Genomic DNA, 18,352 nt, shown 5'->3' on the forward strand with positions numbered 1-18,352 from the left:
CGCCAGCCCAGTTCGCCCTCGCGAGGCTCACCATGACCACCTCCATCGAACTAGCCATCATCGGCGGCACCGGCCTGTACAAGCTGGCCGAGCTGCAGGACGTCGAAGAACACCAGCCGCCGACGCACTACGGCGCATTGTCCGGTCCGGTGCGCGTGGGCACGTTCCGCGGGCATCGCGTGGCGTTCCTTGCGCGGCATGGCGAAGGCCATTCACTGCCGCCGCACCTGGTCAACTACCGCGCCAACCTCGCGGCATTGAAGGCGCTGGGCGTCACGCGCGTGCTGGCACTCAACACCGTCGGCGGCATCACCGGGCGTTTCGGCCCGCGCGTGCTGGCGTGCCCGGACCAGCTGATCGACTACACCTGGGGCCGCATCTCCACCATCTGCGAAGAGCCCGGCACCGAGGTGATCCATATCGACTTCGGCGAGCCCTACACGCGCTCGCTGCGGGAGGGGGTTATCGCCGCGGCGGCAACGGCGGGCGTCGCGCTGGTCGATGGCGGTTGCTACGGCGCCACGCAGGGCCCGCGCCTGGAAACCCGCGCGGAAATCGCCCGCATGAAGCGCGATGGCTGCGACCTGGTCGGCATGACCGGCATGCCCGAAGCCGGCCTCGCGCGCGAGATGGGACTGGAGTACGCCTGCCTCGCCATCATCGCCAACTGGGCCGCGGGCGCCGGTCCCGATGTCGACGAGGTCATCACCCTGCAGGACGTGCTGGACAACGTCGCGGCGGCATCGAGCGGCCTGCCTGCGCTGTTGCAGGCGTTGCTGGACGCTTCAGCGCACTGAGGCGTCGTGCCGTGTTGCGAGGCCGCTTGCGCAGGCGCCCTGAACAGGCATACTCGCCACGCGCCCGGCAGGGCCGGCGCACTACAACGCATCCAGCATGAGGTCACCAAGGACATGCAGTACGGCACCGTGAAGTGGTTCAACGACGCGAAGGGATTCGGCTTCATTTCTCCGGAAGATGGCAGCTCAGACGTCTTCGTGCATTTCTCCGCGATCAACGCCAAGGGCTTCCGCAGCCTGCAGGAAGGCCAGCGCGTCAGCTACCAGCTGACCCAGGGCCCGAAGGGCGCGCAGGCGTCCGAAGTCATGCCGGTGGCGTGATTTTCGATTGCGTGGTCTTCGATTGATGGATATTCCAGGCCCCGCTTCGGCGGGGCTTTTTTATGGCGACGGCAGCACCGCGTGAAGGGGGACATGGGGTAATGGACCAGCGTGGCGCGCGACCACTGCGCATCGGCATCGTCGGCTACGGCACCGGCGGCCAGGCCGCGGCGCTGCTGCTGGCCCGCGATGGCCACCACGTCGAGGTGTTCGAGCAGGCGCCGGTGCTGGGCCCCGTCGGTGCCGGTTTCCTGCTGCAGCCGACCGGCATGGCGGTGCTGTGGCAGCTCGGCCTGCTGGATGCGGTGCTGCATCACGGCGCACGGGTGACGCGGCTTTACGGAGAAACCCACGGCGGTCGCGCAGTGATGGACATGCGCTATCGCGAACTGGACCCGCGCCTGTTCGGGTTGGGCATGCAGCGCGGTGCGCTGTTCACGCTGCTCGATGCCGCCTGGCAGGACGGGCGGACGATCCACTGTGGCCATCGCATCGTCAGCGTGGACGTCGATCGCGGCGTACTGCGCGACGAAGCCGGCCACGAACACGGTGCCTTCGACGTACTCGTCGTCGCGGACGGCGCAGCATCGCGGCTGCGCGGCGCAGTCGGGACCCCAGCGCTCGACCGCCCCTACCCGTGGGGCGCGCAATGGTGCCTGGTGGCGCGCCGCGACTGGCCCTTCGCCGACGAACTGCGCCAGCGTTACGTCGGCGCCCGGCGCATGGCCGGCATGCTGCCCGTCGGCACGCGGCCCGGGGACGACACGCCGCGGATGAGTTTCTTCTGGAGCCTGCCCGCGGCCCGGCTGCAGGAAGCCTGCGACGAAGCCGACTGGCGCCACGATGTCGCGACGGTGTGGCCCGAAGCCGCGCAGAGCCTGTCCGACACCGCGATCCCGCAAGGGCTGGCGCAGGCCCGCTATCGCGACGCCGTGCATCGGCGCTGGCATCGCGGTCGCGCCGTGCTGCTGGGCGACAGCGCGCACGCGATGAGTCCGCAACTGGGGCAGGGCGCCAACATGGCGTTGATCGATGCGCTGGCGTTGCGCGATTGCCTGCGTTCCCATCGCGACCTGCCTGATGCCTTCGCTGCCTATGAGCGCGCACGCCGCGGGCATGTCGGCATCTACCATTTCTGGAGCCGTTGGCTCACGCCGCTGTTCCAGTCCGAACACGACATGCTGGCCGCATTGCGGGACCGCCTGTTCCATCCGCTGACGCGCGTGCCGGGCGGTCGTCGCCAGGTGCTGCGCGTGCTGACCGGTACGCGGCGCGGCCTGCTCGGCGTGTTGCCGATGGAGCGCACGCGCCGAGCTAGCAACCGGCGAAAGGGGCGTTCGTACCCAGCTGGATCATCCCGCGCTACAGTCGACGCGTCCGCCCGGAGCCGTCGATGACCACCTCGCCGTTTTCCACCCACGCCGTCGACAACCAGCCGCCCGAATTCGCCCCGCGCGACCTCTGGCACGATGACCTCGTGCTGCGCGAAGCCGTCGAACGCGAAGCCGGCACTGCCTTCCACCTCGAACTCGCCCGCTACGGCCGTCTTGCCGGCGATGAATTGCTGGCGTTGAGTTTCGATGCCCACCGCGATCGCCCGCGCCTGCGGACGCACGATCGCTTCGGTCAGCGCATCGACCGGGTCGACTTCCACCCGAACTACCACGCCATCATGGCTGCCGCGATCGGTCATGGCGTCGCCGACCTTTCGTGGCATGACCCGTCGCATGACGCAGCGCAGGCGCGCCCCGGCCGCCACGTCGCGCGTGCGGCATTGAGCTATCTGCACGGACAGGTCGAACCCGGCAGCAGTTGCCCGCTGACGATGACGCACGCCGCGGTGCCGGTGCTGCGTGGTGAGCCGATGCTGGCGGAATGGTCCGACAAGGCAGCCCAACCGCACTACGATCCGCGCGACGTGCCGATCGCCGGCAAGCGCGGCATCACCGTCGGCATGGGCATGACCGAGAAGCAGGGCGGCAGCGACGTGCGCGCCAATACGACGCTCGCAACGCCGCTTTCGGCATCCGGCGAGTACGAGCTGCGCGGCCACAAATGGTTCTTCTCCGCGCCGATGTCCGACGGCTTCCTGGTGCTGGCGCAGGCGCCGGGCGGTTTGAGCTGCTTCCTGTTGCCGCGCTGGCGTCCCGATGGATCGCGCAATGCGCTGCGGCTGATGCGGTTGAAGGACAAGGTGGGTGACTGGTCGAACGCGTCGTCGGAAGTCGAGTTCGAGGACGCATGGGCGCAGCGCGTCGGCGACGAAGGCCGCGGCGTGGCGACCATCATCGAAATGGTGATGCTCACGCGGCTGGACTGCATGCTGGGTTCGTCCGCGCTGATGCGCATGGCACTGGCGCAGGCGATCCACCACACGCGGCACCGCAGCGCGTTCGGGCGGAAGCTGGTCGAACAACCGCTGATGCGCAACGTACTGGCCGACCTGGCCATCGAATGCGAAGCCGCCGTCGCGCTGTCGATGTGCGTGGCCCGCGCGGTGGATCGTTCAACGGATCACGCACGGCACGACGAAAGCGAAGCCGACTTCGCACGGATCGCCACGGCGATCGGCAAGTTCTGGATCTGCAAGCGCGCAACGGCCTTCGTCAACGAGGCGCAGGAATGCCTGGGCGGCGCGGGTTACGTCGAGGAATCGTTGCTGCCGCGCCTGTACCGGCAGGCGCCGCTCAATTCGATCTGGGAAGGCAGCGGCAACATCCAGTGCCTGGACGTCCTGCGTGCGCTGACACGCGGTGGCGCGCGCGAGGCCTTCCTCGCCGAGCTGGCGGATGCGACCGGGCACGATCACGACTTCGACGCTGAAGTCGCGTCACTCCGGCAGCGACTCTCCGGTGCTGATGCCGGCGACGAAGCCGGCGCGCGCCACCTGGTCGAACGCATGGCGCTGGCGTTGCAGGCAGGCGTGCTGCTACGCGCGGGAAGTCCTGCGGCGGAAGTGTTCTGTCGCAGCCGGCTGGGCACTGCGCGTGGCCAGGTCTACGGGACGTTGCATGGCGTTGCGTCCGAAGGCCTGGTCGAATCCCTGATCGAGCGCGCGCTGCCCTGAATCCATCGCGGACGAGTCAACTTGTCAGCCACTTCGCGACGTCCTGCCACCATGCCGAACCTGCGATGGCCAGTCGCAATGGCCATGACACCAGGATCAGTCCACCGCCCCAGATGAACGCGGGATGCAGGCGCCGGTTGCGCACGGTGTCCCAGGTGGCGGCGATGATCACCAGCACGCAGGTGGTGATGAAGAAGGCGGGGATGCCGATGTCGTGGAACGACTTGATCGGAATGCGCGCGATGGCGGCGGTGAGCGGGCTCAGGCAAGTCAGCAACATCAGCCGCTTGTGGTAGTCGCTGCGTTTGCGATAGCGCAGCGCACTCCCGACCAGGATCGCGAACACCACCATGTCCATCAATGGAATCGCCAGGAACATCAGCGGTGGCGGTCCCGGCGAACGGCCGAGCGCTGCACCGGTGATCGCGGTGATGGGGCCGATGATGAGCACGGCCAGCGCAAGCACCGCGCCGAACACGCCCAGGCGGCGATGCAGGTCGGTTCGTCCGGCGGCGACGAGCTGTGTCTGCGCCGCGAAGAGCAGGAACCATCCGGTCATCACCAGGCCGTGCACGTGCACCAGCAGCGTGGAACCGGGGGTGCCGAACCACTGCTTGAGATAGTAGGTCCGGGCGAACCCGCTGAACACGATCAGCAACGCCACCAGTCCGGCCACGACGTACAGCGGGCGCTCCGGTGAAATGCGGGGGCGCAGCGACATGGCGGACTCCGGCAGGGCTTCGTCACCTGCCACAACGCGCTGGCTGCCGGCTTCCGGACAGGTACACACACGGGCATTCACCCCGTGTGCGTCGCGTGCGCTACGCGCTGGTACCTGCGTCGCGCGGTTCGGGCGCGACGTCGAGGAACTGCAGCTTCGCCAATTCAGAATAGAGGCCGCCCTGCGCCATCAGCTGCGCGTGCGTGCCTTCGGCCACGACGCGGCCGTGGTCCATCACCACGATGCGATCGGCCTTGAGCACGGTCGCAAGGCGATGGGCGATGACGATGGTCGTGCGGCCCTGCATCAACGTTTCCAGTGCCTGCTGCACCGCGCGTTCGCTCTGCGCGTCGAGTGCGCTGGTGGCTTCGTCCAGCAGCAGGATCGGCGCGTCCTTGAGCAGTGCGCGGGCGATGGCGATGCGCTGCTGCTGGCCGCCCGACAGGCGCGCGCCGCGTTCGCCCAGTTCGGTGTCGAGGCCTTGCGGCAGGGCGGTGATGAAGTCGGCGGCGTGCGCGGACCGCACGGCGTCGTCGAGCTCCGCATCGTCGGCTTCCAGGCGACCGTAGCGGATGTTGTCGCGCGCACTGGCGGCGAAGATCGTCGGCTGCTGCGGCACCAGCGCGATGTGCTCGCGCAGGTCGGACGGGTCCACGGCGCGGATGTCGACGCCATCCACGCGCACCGTGCCGTGCTCCGGATCGTGGAAGCGCAGCAGCAGCGAGAACACCGTGCTCTTGCCCGCGCCCGACGGACCGACCAGCGCGACCGTCTCGCCCGGTCTCACGCGCAGGTCGAAATTCGCCAGCGCAGGCAGGTCGGGTCGCTGCGGGTAGTGGAAGGTGACGTTCTCGATCGCAAGTTCGCCCTGCAAGGGCTGCGGCAACGGCTGCGGATCGCGCGGCGCGGTGACCAGCGACCGCTCGTCCAGCAATTCGCTGATGCGGCCCATGCCGGCGGACGCGCGTTGCATCTCGTTCCAGACTTCGGCCAACGCCGCGATCGAACCACCGCCGATCACCGCGTAGAAGACGAACTGCAGCAGCACGCCGGGCTTCATCCGTCCGGCCACCACGTCATGCGCGCCGGACCACAGCACCAGGATGATCGCGCCGAACACCAGCACGATGGCGACCGCGGTGACAATCGCCTGGGCACTGACGCGCTTCTGCGCGGTCTTCACCGCTACCTGCAGTGCATGGGAGAAGCGGCCGCGCTCGTACGGTTCGCGCGAATGCGCCTGCACCGTGCGCACCGCGCCGAGGGTTTCCGACGCCAGCGTGTTGGCATCGGCAACGCGGTCCTGGCTGGCGCGCGAGATCTTGCGCAGGCGACGTCCGCCGATGACGATCGGCAGCACCGTCAGCGGGATGCCGACCAGGGCGAAAGTGGCCAGGCGCGGGCTGGTGACGAACAGCATCGCCAGCGCACCGACCACGGTGACGGTGCTGCGCAACGCGACCGACATGGTGGTGCCGACCGTGCTGCGCAGGAGTTCGGCATCGGCGGTCAGGCGCGATACCAGTTCACCGCTGCGGTTGCGGTCGTGGAAGCTGGCATCGAGCGTGATCAGGTGCGAATACAGGCGCTCGCGCAGGTCGGCGACGACGCGTTCGCCCAGCAGCGAGACGAAGAAGAACCGTGCGGCCGTGGACAGCGCAAGCGCCGCGGCCACGGCGAACAGGAACAGGAACGCACGGTCGATGGCGGCGCCACCCTGCGCGAAACCCTCGTCGATCATCACCCGTGCGGCCGCGGGGAACGTCAGCGTCGCCGCGCTGGAACATGCGAGCGCCACCAGCCACGCGAAGAACAGTCCACGGTGTGCGCGCACGAACGGCCACAACGTGCGCAGGCTGCCGATCGGAGCCTGGCGGGGCTGGGGCGTGGCATCGGGCAGGGAGCTGCCATCTCTTTTATCGGCTGGGGCGTTCATCGATCTTCTTGTCGTTGCGTGGCGCGGATGCCGGTCGTCCTGACCGAAGGCAGGGCGCGTGCCCCGGCTGCACGGGAGGGGTCGCGAGTGCGGCGCAACCCATCATGGGTGATGTCGCGCAACCGGAGCTACGGCTCCAGCCAACGCACCCGATTCCGGGTGGCGTCGCGCAGCTGGATTTTCAAGGCGTCGACCCGATCCGCGGGCAATTTCAGCCGCGCGGTGGCGCCATCGGCGACAAACGACTCGTCCAGCTTCAGCGCGCCCAGCTGTGCCATCGCAGCGTGGACGGCGCCTGTTGCGTCGAACGGGTAGGCCAGGGTCAGTTCCGCCATGGCGATCAGCGGCTGGCGTGGCGCGATCCGCAGGCATTCGGCCGCCGATCCGCCGTAGGCACGCACCAATCCGCCGGCGCCGAGCTTGATGCCGCCGTACCAGCGCGTCACCACCGCGACCACCTGGTCGTAGCCCTGGCCGTCGATGGCCGCCAGAATCGGGCGTCCCGCGGTGCCGGCGGGTTCACCGTCATCGCTGAAGCGGTATTGCGCGCCGATGCGGTAGGCCCAGCAGTTGTGCGTCGCTGCCGGATCGCCGATCTCGCCGAGGAATGCCAGCGCTGCGTCGGGTGACGTCACCGGCGCGGCATTGACGATGAAGCGGCTGTGCTTGACCTCCAGCACGTGCGCCGCGCGCGCGGCCAGCGTGTCGGTCATTGCCGGGGTGCGGCCTGCAGGTCCATCAGATTCGACGGGATGCGTACGTGCGGATACTGGCGACGGAACAGGCGCAGGCTTTCCTTCGCGCCGCGCAGGTCGCCTGCTTCGCGGCGTTCGTGGATGCGTTGCAGCCAGGCGTCGCGGCCGAGTTTTGCGTCCTGGCGTGCGGGAATGTCTGCAAACGAAATCCGGCTGCCGGTGACGACGACGCGATCGAGTTCGGTCGAATCGGCAGACGCAAGCTGTGGGCCGCATTCCTCCTGTTTCGCCTTGGCGAGCGGTGGTGCGGGCGCGTTCCTGACGAATCCCTGCGGCGATCCAGGCGCCGGTGCGGCTGCAGGAGCGGCTGCGCGGTCACGTCGCGTGGTGCTGGCTGCAATCGCACCAGCGGCGTCGGCCATCGCGGAAGGTTGGGCTGCCTTGTCCTCGGCGCGTTCCTGCGCAGCGACCGATACGCCAGCGGCGCGCTCGTCGACGGGTGCTGTGTAGCCAGCGGTCGCGGCGTTGGCGCGGGCGCCGGCGCCGGCGCAGCGATCCAGCGTGCCGACGTCATCGGCTTCGGCCGCGGCGACGGACTTCATGGCTTCCTGTCGAACGGCCGGCGACGGAGCAGGTTCGGCGACCGGCGGCGATGGCGCCGCGGGCGGTGCAGCTGCAGGTGCGGCCATTGCCACGGCGTCTGCGGCCCTCGCGACCTGCTCGCGGGCCTCCGCGGGCTCCCGTGGTGCCGTCGGGATTGCCTGTGGGATCGCCTGCGGGAATGGCGGCGGATTGACCACCGGCGGGCGCGTGGCGGTCATCGGCGGTGCCATGACGAATACTTCTTCGTCCGCGGCTGCACTCTCGCTTGCGCTGAGCAGGGTCTGGCGCGGGCGCATCTGCCACACCAGTCCGAGCGCCAGCACGGCGGCTGCAGCCACGCCCACGCCGGTGATCAGTGCCGGTGGCACGCCGACCCAGGCCAGCCAGCGCCGGCGCGACGACCTGAGTTTGGTGACCGATGCAGCATGCGCGGCGGCGAGGATCTTCGCGTCCAGCGCCGGCGAAGGACCATCGAACGGACCGATGCGGCCCAGCCGTGCGGCCAGGTCGCGTTCGTCGGCGTCCAACGGTTCGTGGTGGCGGGGATCGGTGGTCATTCGTTCAATCTCGCGCGCAGCTTGTCCATCGCGTAGCGCAGCCGCGACTTGACGGTTTCACGGCCGACACCGGTGATGTCGGCGATTTCCTCCAGGCTCAGTTCCTGTTCCAGCCGGAGCAGCACGACCTCGCGCTGTTCCTCGGGCAGTTCCTCGATCGCCAGCTGCAGTCGTCGGCGTTGCTCGAACTCCGACAGCTCGCGCTCGGGCGTGGTCGGGTCGGGCACCTTCGCGGCGCGTTCGTCGGCGTCTTCCGGCGCGGCAGGGCGATGCTTGGCCGCGCGCCAATGGTCGTTCAGCCGATTGTGGGCGATCCGGAACAGCCACGTGGCGAAGGCGGCGTCCGGCTTCCAGCCCGCGCGGGCGGCGATCACGCGTTGCCAGACATCCTGGAAGAACTCGTCCGCCAACGCCTGGTTGCGCACCTGTCGCAGCAGGAAGCGGTATAGCGGTCCGCGATGGCGGGCGTAGAGCATCTCGAACGCCGCCGCGTCGCCGCCCACCCAGGCCAGCATCAGCAAGTCGTCATTGGCGTCCGCGCCCGGATTCATCGGCGGCAGGGTACAGGAAGCCGCCGATCTTGAAGCTGCCGACCTTGAAGCTGCCGACCTTGAAGCGGCCGGTTCTGAAGCGGCAAGTTCTGAAGCTGCCGGTCTTCCGGCGGTGTGCCCGGCGGAATATGCCGGGGCCGGCGCGCGCATGAATCCGTGGGGCGCTGCTTCGCGTGGTTCCGCCTGGGGGTGTGGCGCCCGGTCCGGAAGGGGAAGGGCGATTGCATGTTCCATGATCAGACCAACGGCTGCCCGGACCGGATGGGGTTGGTCGGCCACGGGCCCCGGTGCGCGTTATGCTCCAGCGGTATGAACCCGGATACAGAGGGACGGGGTGTCGAACAGATCAAGGGCGCAGATGGCCGTAGTGCCACGGGTACCGACCAGTCAGGACGGTGACGCCCTCGCTTCGGCATTGCTGGAAGGACTCCCGCTCGGTTCAAAGGTCGTGGTGCGCTGGCAAGGCCCCGACGGCATCGCCGGCCAGGCGGTGTGCCCCAACGCCCAGCAGCACCTGCACCGCATCGCGGACGGGCTCGTATCCGGTGAAGCCCAGACCGATGCCCCGGACCTGCTCTCCTGGGTGTGGGAACACCGCCCCGACACCCGCGTCGCCGTCGTTGCGCAGACCAGCACAGCCCTCAGCATCGGCGCGCTGCGCGGCTGGCAGTCGATGGCGCAGCGGCTGGTGGGGATGCACCTGGTCGCGGTCGAAGCCCAGGCCCGCGTCGAGCGACTGGAGAAATCAGAGCGCCTGCAGCAGGCGTTGTACGAGATCGCCGACCTCGCCGGCTCCGATCTTGAAATGCCCGACATGCTCAGGCGCGTGCACGCCACCGTCGCCAGCCTGATGTATGCCGAGAATTTCTACATCGTGCTGTACGACGATGTCCGCGACGCGGTGCGCTTCCTCTACTTCGCCGACTCCCGCGATCCCTACGTGGCCGACGCGACCCAGGAAACGCTCGCCGTCGACATGCCCAACAGCCTCACCGTGGCGCTGCTGCGCCAGGGCGAGCCCCTGCGCGGCCCGTCCGACGTCCTGCGCGCGCAGTTCGGCGTAGGCCGGGATGCCCAGCACGGCCCGGACAGCGAGGACTGGCTGGGCGTGCCGATGCGGCGCGACGACCGCGTCTGCGGCGCCATCGTCGTGCAGAGCTACGACCGTCCCGACGTGTACCGCGACGAGGAACGCGCGCTGCTCAGCTACGTCGCCCAGCACATCCTCACCGCGCTGGATCGCCGCCAGGCCCGCGACGAACTGGAACGCCGCGTGGAGGAGCGCACCCGCGCGCTGCAGCTCTCCAACCGCGACCTGCAGGCGGAGATCGTCGAGCGCCAGCGTGCCGAACGCCTGCAGCGCGCCCTGTTCCGCATCGCCGAGCTGTCGATCACCTCGGAAACCATGGAGCGCTTCTACGCCCAGGTGCACGACGTCGTTGGCGAGCTGCTCTACGCACGCAATTTCTACATCGCGCAGGTCTCCGAAGACGGCGCCATGATCGAGTTCCCGTACTCGATCGACGAACGCGACGCCGTGCGCCAGACGCGCCAGTTCGCCGGCGGCCTCACTGAATACGTGATCCGCGAAGGCCATGCTCTGCTGGTGGACCGTCCGCTGATCCAGCAGCTGGAAGTCGAAGGCAAGGTTCGCACCCTGGGCACGCTGTCGCACTGCTGGCTGGGCGTGCCGTTGTTCCGCGAGGAAACCGTCGTCGGCGTGATCGCCGTGCAGAGCTATTCCGCCGCGATCAGCTTCACCGCGCGCGACCAGGAGCTGCTGACCTTCGTTGCCCACCACATCGGCATCGGCCTGGCGCGCAAGCAGGCGCAGGACCGGCTGCTGGTCGCGCACGGCGAACTGGAACAGCGCGTGACCTCGCGCACCCACGAACTGGCGGAAGCCAACGCCGAACTGCTGTCGCAGATCGGCGAGCGCCTGCGCGCCGAACAACAGCTCACCTACCAGGCGCGCCATGACGCGCTGACCGGATTGCCCAACCGCACGCAGCTGCTCGAACGCCTCGCGGCCGCGATCGACAAGGCGCGGGCGGAATCCGCGCAGGGCCGCACGGCGCAGTTCGCGGTGCTGTTCCTGGACCTGGACCGCTTCAAGCTGGTCAACGACAGCGTCGGCCATTCCGCGGGCGACGAACTGCTGGTCGAAGCCGGCCGCCGCATCGTCAACACGGTGCGTGGTCGCGATACCGTGTCCCGCCTGGGTGGCGACGAGTTCGCCATCCTCATCACCGACATCGACACCCTGCAGGTCGCCGAGGACCTGGCGCGGCGCGTGCTGGTCGCATTGGGCGAACCCTTCTGGGTGGCCGGGCGCGAGGTGTTCCCCTCGGCCAGCGTCGGCATCGCCGCGTGGCACCCGCGTTACAGCAACGGCGTCGAGATGCTGCGCGACGCCGACGCCGCGATGTACCGCGCCAAGGCCAGCGGCCGCAACAGCTGTGCGGTATTCGACGAGGCCATGCGCGAGGAAGCCGTGCGCATCCTCGACCTGGAAGGCGACCTGCGCCGCGCGATCAACAGCGATGGCTTCGTCGCCTACTACCAGCCGATCGTGCGCCTGAGCGACCACCGCGTGATCGGCCACGAAGCGCTGCTGCGCTGGAAGCACGAGCGCCGTGGCCTGCTGACGCCGAATGAATTCATCGGGCTGGGCGAAGACAGCGGCCTGATCGAGGAAGTCGACTGGCTGATGTACGCACAGGTCGCGCAGCGCCTGGCGCGCGAGTCGAGCGGGTACATCTCGATCAATGTCTCGCCGCGGCATTTCCTGTCGGCCGACTTCGCCGACCGGCTGCTGCGCCTGCTGGAAAGCGCCGGCGCCGATCCGCATCGCCTGCGCATCGAGATCACCGAAGGCGCGCTGCTCGACGACACCGCGCGAGCGCTGCGCATGCTCCGCACGCTGCGCAGCAACGGCGTGCTGGCGCAGCTGGACGACTTCGGTACCGGGTTCTCCGCCCTCAGCTACCTGCATCGCTTCCCGCTGGAATGCCTGAAGATCGACCAGAGCTTCGTCGCCGGGCTGGTGGGCGATACGCGGCCGGAAAGCCTGGCGGTGGTGCGCGCGATCCAGGCGCTGGCGGGCTCGCTCGGCATCCACACCATCGGCGAAGGCATCGAGACCGAACCGCAGCGCGTGATCCTGCGCGACCTGGGTTGCCAGCACGGACAGGGTTTCCTGTTCGGCCGACCGCAGCCGCAGCTGATGCCGTTGGGGCCGTTGCGTTGAGGTAGGGCAGGCAGTGGGCCTGCCGCGCCGAGCATTGATCGGACTACTCAATCCTGGGTTTTCGCGAACGAGCGTTTCACGGGCGGTTTTCGCCTGGCAGAGACCAGTCGTGGGGTCACTGACGTCATCGCATGGCCTGGCAGACCCCGAGCGCGGGGTCATGGACCCCATCGCATGGCTTGGCTGACCCCAAGCGCAGGGTCGTTGACCCCATCACATGGCCTGGCAGACCCCAAACGTGGGGTCGTTGACCCCATCACATGGCCTGGCAGACCCCAAGCGCGGGGTCGTTGGCCCCATCACATGGCCTGGCCGACCCCAAACGCGGAGTCGCGGACCCCATCCATGGCATCGGCGACCCCGTGCGTGGGGTCGCCTGCCCATCACCTCGCGCTGGCGGCTTCCGGCGTCAGTCGCTGATTTCCGCCGTCGCCACGCCTTCACCCTCGGTCAGCTGGCGTGCGCGCTCGACCAGGCCGACCAGTTCCGCGCGCTGGCCCCAGCGGTCGCTGCCGATCGCATGCTTCGCCGCGGCGGCGATGTCGTTCCAGCGCCATTGCCCGATCTGCTTGCCACCGCGCAGCGCGTCGGCAAAGGCGGCGACCGCGCTGGCGAAGCGCAGCGACTCGCTGGGCGTGGCCGACAGCTGCGAGCGCAGTATCGGTGTTTCGATCAGGCGGCTGGTGTCGGTGCCGGGCCGCTTGTAGCGCAGGCTCAGGTGCGCGATTTCCTTCGTGTTTTCAGCGCCCTTCGCGGTTGCCTTCGCGCCGTAGTGCAGCATCGGCAGGCGCGCCGCGGTCGATCCCACCAGGGTGATCTCGTACAGCGCAGTGACCTGGTGGCCGGCACCGATGTCGCCGGCATCGACCTTGTCGTTGTTGAAGTCCTCGTTGTTCAGCACGCGGTTCTCGTAGCCGATGAGCCGGTATTCGGCCACCACGGCCGGGTTGAACTCGATCTGGATCTTCACGTCCTTGGCGATGGTCAGCAGCGTCGAACCCATCTCCTCCACCAGCACCTTGCGTGCTTCCTGCAGGGTGTCGATGTAGGCATGGTTGCCGTCGCCGACGTCGGCGAGGCGTTCGGCCAGCGCATCGTTGTAGTTGCCTTCGCCGAAGCCGAGCGTGGTCAGCGCGATGCCGCTCTTGCGCTGGTCCGCGACCAGCGTTTCCAGCGCGTTCTGGTCGACGGTGCCGACGTTGAAGTCGCCGTCGGTCGCCAGGATCACGCGGTTGACGCCGCCCTGGGCGAAGGACTGCTTCGCCATCGCGTAGGCCAGGCGGATGCCATCGCCGCCGTTGGTGCTGCCGCCTGCTTCAAGACGATCCAGCGCGTCGAGGATGGCGGTCTTGTCCTCGCCCGACGTGGGCGGCAGCACCAGCCCCGCCGAGCCGGCGTACACCACCATCGAGACGCGGTCCTGCGGACGCAGCTGTTTGACCAGCTGGCGCAGTGAATCCTTCACCAGCGGAAGCTTGTTCTCGTCCTGCATCGAGCCGGAGGTATCGATGAGGAACACCAGGTTCGCCGGCGGCAGCGTCGCCTTGGGCACGTCGTAGCCCTTGATGCCGATCATCAGCAGCTGGCGCCCGCTGTTCCACGGCGCGGTGGCGAGCTCGGTGGTGACACGGAAAGGCGTCTCGCGCGATGTGGGTGCAGGGTGGCCGTAGTCGAAGTAGTTGATGAACTCCTCGGCGCGCACCGAATCGGACGGCGGACGCACGCCTTGCGCGATCATCCGGCGCACGTTGCTGTAGCTGCCGGTGTCGACGTCGATCGAGAACGTGGATACGGCCTCGTCGCTGGTGCGGTGGACGGGGTTGTCGTCCTTGTGCGCGTATTTCTCGGTGTTGGCGGGTTGCAGCTGCTTGGCCAGGTTTGCGGACGGCATCGACATCGTGCCCGCTGCGATGCGGCTGCCGGTGACCGCGACGGCATCCAGCGATGGGGGCGGGGTGTTGTAGCCGTAGACCTCGGCGGGCGCGGGCGGTGCGACCGGGACGCGCATGTCGTTGGCCTTGGCCTTGTCCGCCCGGCTGCGGCGCGCAAGCGGTTCCTGCATGGGTTGGTTGATCGGTGCGGTGGCGACGGCGCCGGCATCCGCCGCGGCTTCGGTGGCGGTGACGGCGCGAAGGACGTCAAGCTCGGACTGCTCCCGCTTTGTTTCTTCGTCCGCCGCGGGTGTGGCGGCCACGTCGTTGCGCGTGGTGCTGCATGCCGCCAGGCCGAGGGCCAGGCCCAGGGCGATGCTCAGGTGGGTACGGGTCGTGCGTTGCATGGTGCGTCTCCGCGACTGGGTCGTCGTTGGAAACGCGTGGTTTGGGGGAATGGGGTTTGGGGGTGAAGAAAATTTCTGGGCGGGGGTGGGTCAGGAGAAGCCGATCTCTCGCTGCTCTCGGGATGACGGCAAAAAGACCATGGCCTTGCTTCACTGGCCGCCGGCGCGGCACTGATGGTTCGGTTGCTTTGGTTGGGTCGAGGGCCGATCCCTCGCTGCGCTCAGGATGACAGGGCAAGAGTTGTTCAGCGATTCAACCCTTGATCACCAGGAGGCGCTGTTCCGTCATGTCCTCGATCGCGTAGCGCACGCCTTCGCGACCCAGTCCGGAGTGTTTCACGCCGCCGTAGGGCATGTTGTCGACGCGGATGCTGGGGACGTCGCCCACGATGACGCCACCGGCCTCGATGCGGTCCCACGCGCGCATCGCGTGGGCAAGGTTGCCGGTGAATACGCCCGCCTGCAGTCCGAAGTCGCTGTCGTTGACGCGCGCGATGGCGTCGTCGAAATCATCGAACGGTTCGATCATCGCCACCGGACCGAAGGCTTCCTTGCGATACAGGTCGCAGTCGTGCGGGACGTTCTCCAGCAGCGCGGCGGGCAGCATGTTGCGCTGGCGCGGTCCGCCGGCGAGGAGCTTCGCGCCGCCCTTGCGCGCGGCGGCGATCCAGCCTTCCACCCGCTGTGCGGATTCCTCGTTCACCATGGGGCCGATGAAGGTTTTCTCGTCGCGCGGATTGCCCACCGGCAGCTTCGCCACGGCCGCCTTCAGCTTGCGGCGCAGCGCGTCATGGACATCGGCGTGCGCGCAGATGCGCTGCACGCTGATGCAGCTCTGGCCGCTCTGGTAGTAGGCGCCGAAGACCAGTCGTTCGACGACGTGGTCCAGCGAAGCGCCCGGGTCGGCATCGACGATACAGGCCGCGTTGCCGCCCAGTTCGAGCGTGACCTTCTTGCGTCCGGCGCGGGCCTTGAGGTCCCAGCCGACCAGTCCGCCGGTGAAGCTCAGCAGCGCGATGCGTTCGTCTTCGACCAGCGCCGTGGCGTCCTCGATCGAACAGGCCAGCACGGAGAACGCACCTTTCGGCAGGTCGGTCTCGGCAAGGATCTCCGCGATGATCAGCGCGCCGACCGGCGTCTTGTCCGCCGGCTTGAGCACGAACGGGCAACCGGCGGCGAGGGCAGGCGCCACCTTGTGCGCGACCAGGTTGAGCGGGAAGTTGAAAGGGGTGATGAAGCTGCACGCGCCGATCGGGACGCGCTTGACCATGCCGCGATAGCCACGGGCGCGCGGGGACACCTGCAACTCGAGGATTTCACCGCCGATGCGCGTGGCTTCACCGGCGGCGATGCGGAAGGTGTCGATCAGGCGGGTGACCTCGCCGCGCGCGTCACGGATCGGCTTGCCGGCTTCGATGCACAGCGCCAGGGCGAGCTCCTCGCTGCGCTCGCTGAAGCGGCGCACGCAATGTTCCAGCACGTCGCGGCGGGCGTCCGGCGGGAAAGCGGCCATGGCCTCGCGTGCCTTGTAGGCGGCGGCGATTGCCTTGCGCACGGTGGTGGCATCGGCCATGGCAACGCGCGTGGCGACCTTGCCGGTGAATTTGTCGTGCACCTCGAGATCGGCGTTGGCCTGCACCGGTCGGTTGGCGAGGTAGTACGGGTAGCGCTTGGCGAGCATGGGAACCCTCCTTGTTCCGGGAGCCTAGATCATGGCCCGTGTGGATGATGTTGTCTCATGTCCTGTAACGAAGGCGGTGCCCGGTATCGCCGTGCCGTCTGTGCGCCAGAGAGCTAGGGCGAGGAGACCCGAGGGACTGTAGGGCCGTCAAGAATGCGATTGCGTTCGTATTCCTGTGAAGGCGCCCAACGGCTTGGAGTCGCTGGATGACCAGCCTTCGGCTGTTGTAAAGCGCTTCCCGCCTTCGCGGGGATGACAGCAAAAACTACGGGTCAAGGACCCGGACGGGCAGGGTGCCGTCCGCCAACCGTGCATCGAGGCGATCGCCCGGTGCCGCATCCAGCACGCCGCGCACCACGCGACCATCCGGGTGCTGCAGGATCGCGTAACCACGCGCGACCGTCGCAAGCGGGCTGACCGCTTCCAGCGACCGCGCCAGGCCGCGCAGGTGCAGCGCGTCGCGCGCGAGGCGGCGGGCGATGGCTGCCTGCGGTCGCACGCCAATCGCGGCGAGGCGTTCGTGCAGTCGCGCGATGCGACGTCGTGGATGCGCGGCACGCAGGACGGCATTGGCATGGCGCACGCGGGCGAGTTCGCGATCGATGCGGCGCTGCCACGCGGACTGGAGTCGGCGCAGGGCCTCGGCCTGACGGCGATGCAGCGCCTCCAGGCGCGCACGCGGCTGCAACGCGCTCAGGCGCAATGCCGCGCGGTCCGCGCGCTGCATGGCCGTGCGCAGGTGTTGCGCCTGCAGGTTGAGCAGGCGCGCCTCCAGCGCCCGCAGGCGACGCACCAGGTCATCGCGGCTGGGAACCAGCAGTTCCGCCGCGACCGATGGCGTCGGCGCGCGCAGGTCGGCGGCGAAGTCCGAGAGGCTGAAGTCGGTCTCATGGCCCACGGCCGATACGACGGGCACGGGCGACGCCGCGATCGCACGCGCCAGTCGCTCGTCGTTGAACGACCACAGGTCTTCGAGCGAACCGCCGCCGCGCGTGAGCAGGATCACGTCGTAGCGGCCCGATGCCGCCGCGCGTTGCAGCATCGCGGTGATCTGCGCCGCCGCCGTCGCGCCTTGCACCTGCACCGGCAGCACGTCGGCTTCCACCAGCGGGAAGCGCCGCGCGAGCACGCTCAGCACGTCGCGCACCGCCGCGCCGCTGGGCGAGGTGATCACCGCGACCCGCCGCGCGAAGTGGGGCAGGGGTCGCTTGCGTTCGGCGTCGAACAGGCCTTCGGCGGCGAGCTTCGCCTTCAGTTCCTCGAAAGCCCGACGCAATGCGCCTTCGCCGGCTTCCTCCATGTGGTCCAGCACCAGCTGGTATTCGCCGCGGGCCTCGTACAGGGTCAGGCGGCCGCGCGCGAGCACGCGCACGCCTTCGCGCGGGATGAATTTCAGCCACGTGCTCTTGGGCTTGAACATCGCGCAGCGCACCTGCGCGCGTTCGTCCTTGAGCACGAAGTACAGGTGGCCGGAAGACGGCCGCGAGACGTTGCCCAGTTCGCCCTCGACCCAGATCAGCGGGAAAGCGCCTTCCAGCAGGTCGCGCGCCAGCGTGTTGAGTTGGGATGGTGTGAGGACGTGGGTTGCATCGGGTTCCATCGGCACATCCTAGTAGGGCGGGTCTTGACCCGCCATTGCCATGCCCGACGACGCCGCAACGCGATGGATCTCGGCTTGCCATCGCCATACCCGGGCAACCGCAGGACGCGTAGGGCGGGTTTGGCCCGCCATCGCCATTTGCGAAGGCGCAACGCAATGGGCCTCGACCCGCCATCGCCATGCCGGGCGATCGCGGCCGTCTGGAAATGGCAATGGCGGGCCAAGGCCCGCCCTACCATCGACAGGGCTACAATTCGCCCATGAATTCAGTGCTCGAAACGCTTCGCCCGCCCTG

Annotated in this window: 13 protein-coding genes; 5 read left to right on the forward strand and 8 right to left on the reverse strand. The window is 68.4% G+C overall.

Annotated elements, in window-relative coordinates:
- Positions 1-32 precede the first annotated feature (32 nt).
- From ACYVD7_RS06335 to ACYVD7_RS06350, 4 genes are all read left to right on the forward strand, one after another.
- Positions 33-797, forward strand: a complete 765-nt coding sequence (locus tag ACYVD7_RS06335) for an S-methyl-5'-thioinosine phosphorylase (RefSeq protein ID WP_460760521.1) — start codon at positions 33-35, stop codon at positions 795-797.
- Positions 798-911: 114 nt separating this feature from the next.
- Complete coding sequence (locus ACYVD7_RS06340; RefSeq protein ID WP_460760524.1) at positions 912-1,118, forward strand: cold-shock protein; 207 nt, start codon at positions 912-914, stop codon at positions 1,116-1,118.
- Between the two features lie 101 nt (positions 1,119-1,219).
- Complete coding sequence (locus ACYVD7_RS06345) at positions 1,220-2,515, forward strand: FAD-dependent oxidoreductase (RefSeq protein WP_460760527.1); 1,296 nt, start codon at positions 1,220-1,222, stop codon at positions 2,513-2,515.
- Positions 2,512-4,185 carry an acyl-CoA dehydrogenase family protein gene (locus ACYVD7_RS06350; protein WP_460760529.1) on the forward strand — a complete coding sequence of 558 codons (1,674 nt, stop codon included), beginning with the start codon at positions 2,512-2,514 and terminating at the stop codon, positions 4,183-4,185. Before ACYVD7_RS06345 ends, ACYVD7_RS06350 begins: the two co-directional genes overlap by 4 nt.
- A gap of 16 nt (positions 4,186-4,201) precedes the next feature.
- On the opposite strand, the gene ACYVD7_RS06355 is transcribed toward ACYVD7_RS06350, so the two are convergent.
- The 5 genes from ACYVD7_RS06355 to ACYVD7_RS06375 all read right to left on the reverse strand — a co-directional run bounded on the left by ACYVD7_RS06355 (position 4,202) and on the right by ACYVD7_RS06375 (position 9,248).
- On the reverse strand, positions 4,202-4,906 hold the full coding sequence (locus tag ACYVD7_RS06355) for a hypothetical protein (RefSeq protein WP_460760532.1): 705 nt from the start codon (positions 4,904-4,906) through the stop codon (positions 4,202-4,204).
- Positions 4,907-5,006: 100 nt separating this feature from the next.
- On the reverse strand, positions 5,007-6,842 hold the full coding sequence (locus tag ACYVD7_RS06360; RefSeq protein ID WP_460760535.1) for an ABC transporter transmembrane domain-containing protein: 1,836 nt from the start codon (positions 6,840-6,842) through the stop codon (positions 5,007-5,009).
- Positions 6,843-6,970: 128 nt separating this feature from the next.
- Positions 6,971-7,555 (reverse strand): IMPACT family protein, encoded by a 585-nt coding sequence (locus ACYVD7_RS06365; protein ID WP_460760537.1) that lies wholly within the window; start codon positions 7,553-7,555, stop codon positions 6,971-6,973.
- A complete protein-coding gene (locus tag ACYVD7_RS06370) occupies positions 7,552-8,697 on the reverse strand; it encodes a hypothetical protein (RefSeq protein ID WP_460760540.1) in 1,146 nt (381 codons plus the stop codon). The genes ACYVD7_RS06365 and ACYVD7_RS06370 overlap by 4 nt, the downstream gene beginning before the upstream one ends.
- The gene (locus tag ACYVD7_RS06375; protein ID WP_460760543.1) at positions 8,694-9,248 is read right to left on the reverse strand and encodes an RNA polymerase sigma factor; all 555 of its coding nucleotides are present in this window, start codon (positions 9,246-9,248) and stop codon (positions 8,694-8,696) included. The genes ACYVD7_RS06370 and ACYVD7_RS06375 overlap by 4 nt, the downstream gene beginning before the upstream one ends.
- Before the next feature lie 358 nt (positions 9,249-9,606).
- Here ACYVD7_RS06375 and ACYVD7_RS06380 point away from each other — a divergent pair, with 358 nt between their 5' ends.
- On the forward strand, positions 9,607-12,498 hold the full coding sequence (locus ACYVD7_RS06380; protein WP_460760546.1) for a bifunctional diguanylate cyclase/phosphodiesterase: 2,892 nt from the start codon (positions 9,607-9,609) through the stop codon (positions 12,496-12,498).
- A 409-nt stretch (positions 12,499-12,907) separates the two neighbouring features.
- On the opposite strand, the gene ACYVD7_RS06385 is transcribed toward ACYVD7_RS06380, so the two are convergent.
- From ACYVD7_RS06385 to xseA, 3 genes are all read right to left on the reverse strand, one after another.
- Positions 12,908-14,776: a vWA domain-containing protein gene (locus tag ACYVD7_RS06385; RefSeq protein WP_460760549.1), complete on the reverse strand. Its 1,869-nt coding sequence runs from the start codon at positions 14,774-14,776 to the stop codon at positions 12,908-12,910.
- A gap of 253 nt (positions 14,777-15,029) precedes the next feature.
- The gene (locus ACYVD7_RS06390) at positions 15,030-16,457 is read right to left on the reverse strand and encodes an aldehyde dehydrogenase family protein (protein WP_460760552.1); all 1,428 of its coding nucleotides are present in this window, start codon (positions 16,455-16,457) and stop codon (positions 15,030-15,032) included.
- A gap of 265 nt (positions 16,458-16,722) precedes the next feature.
- On the reverse strand, positions 16,723-18,057 hold the full coding sequence (xseA, locus tag ACYVD7_RS06395; RefSeq protein ID WP_460760554.1) for an exodeoxyribonuclease VII large subunit: 1,335 nt from the start codon (positions 18,055-18,057) through the stop codon (positions 16,723-16,725).
- Positions 18,058-18,352: the final 295 nt, after the last annotated feature.

Source organism: Lysobacter fragariae, assembly GCF_054779775.1.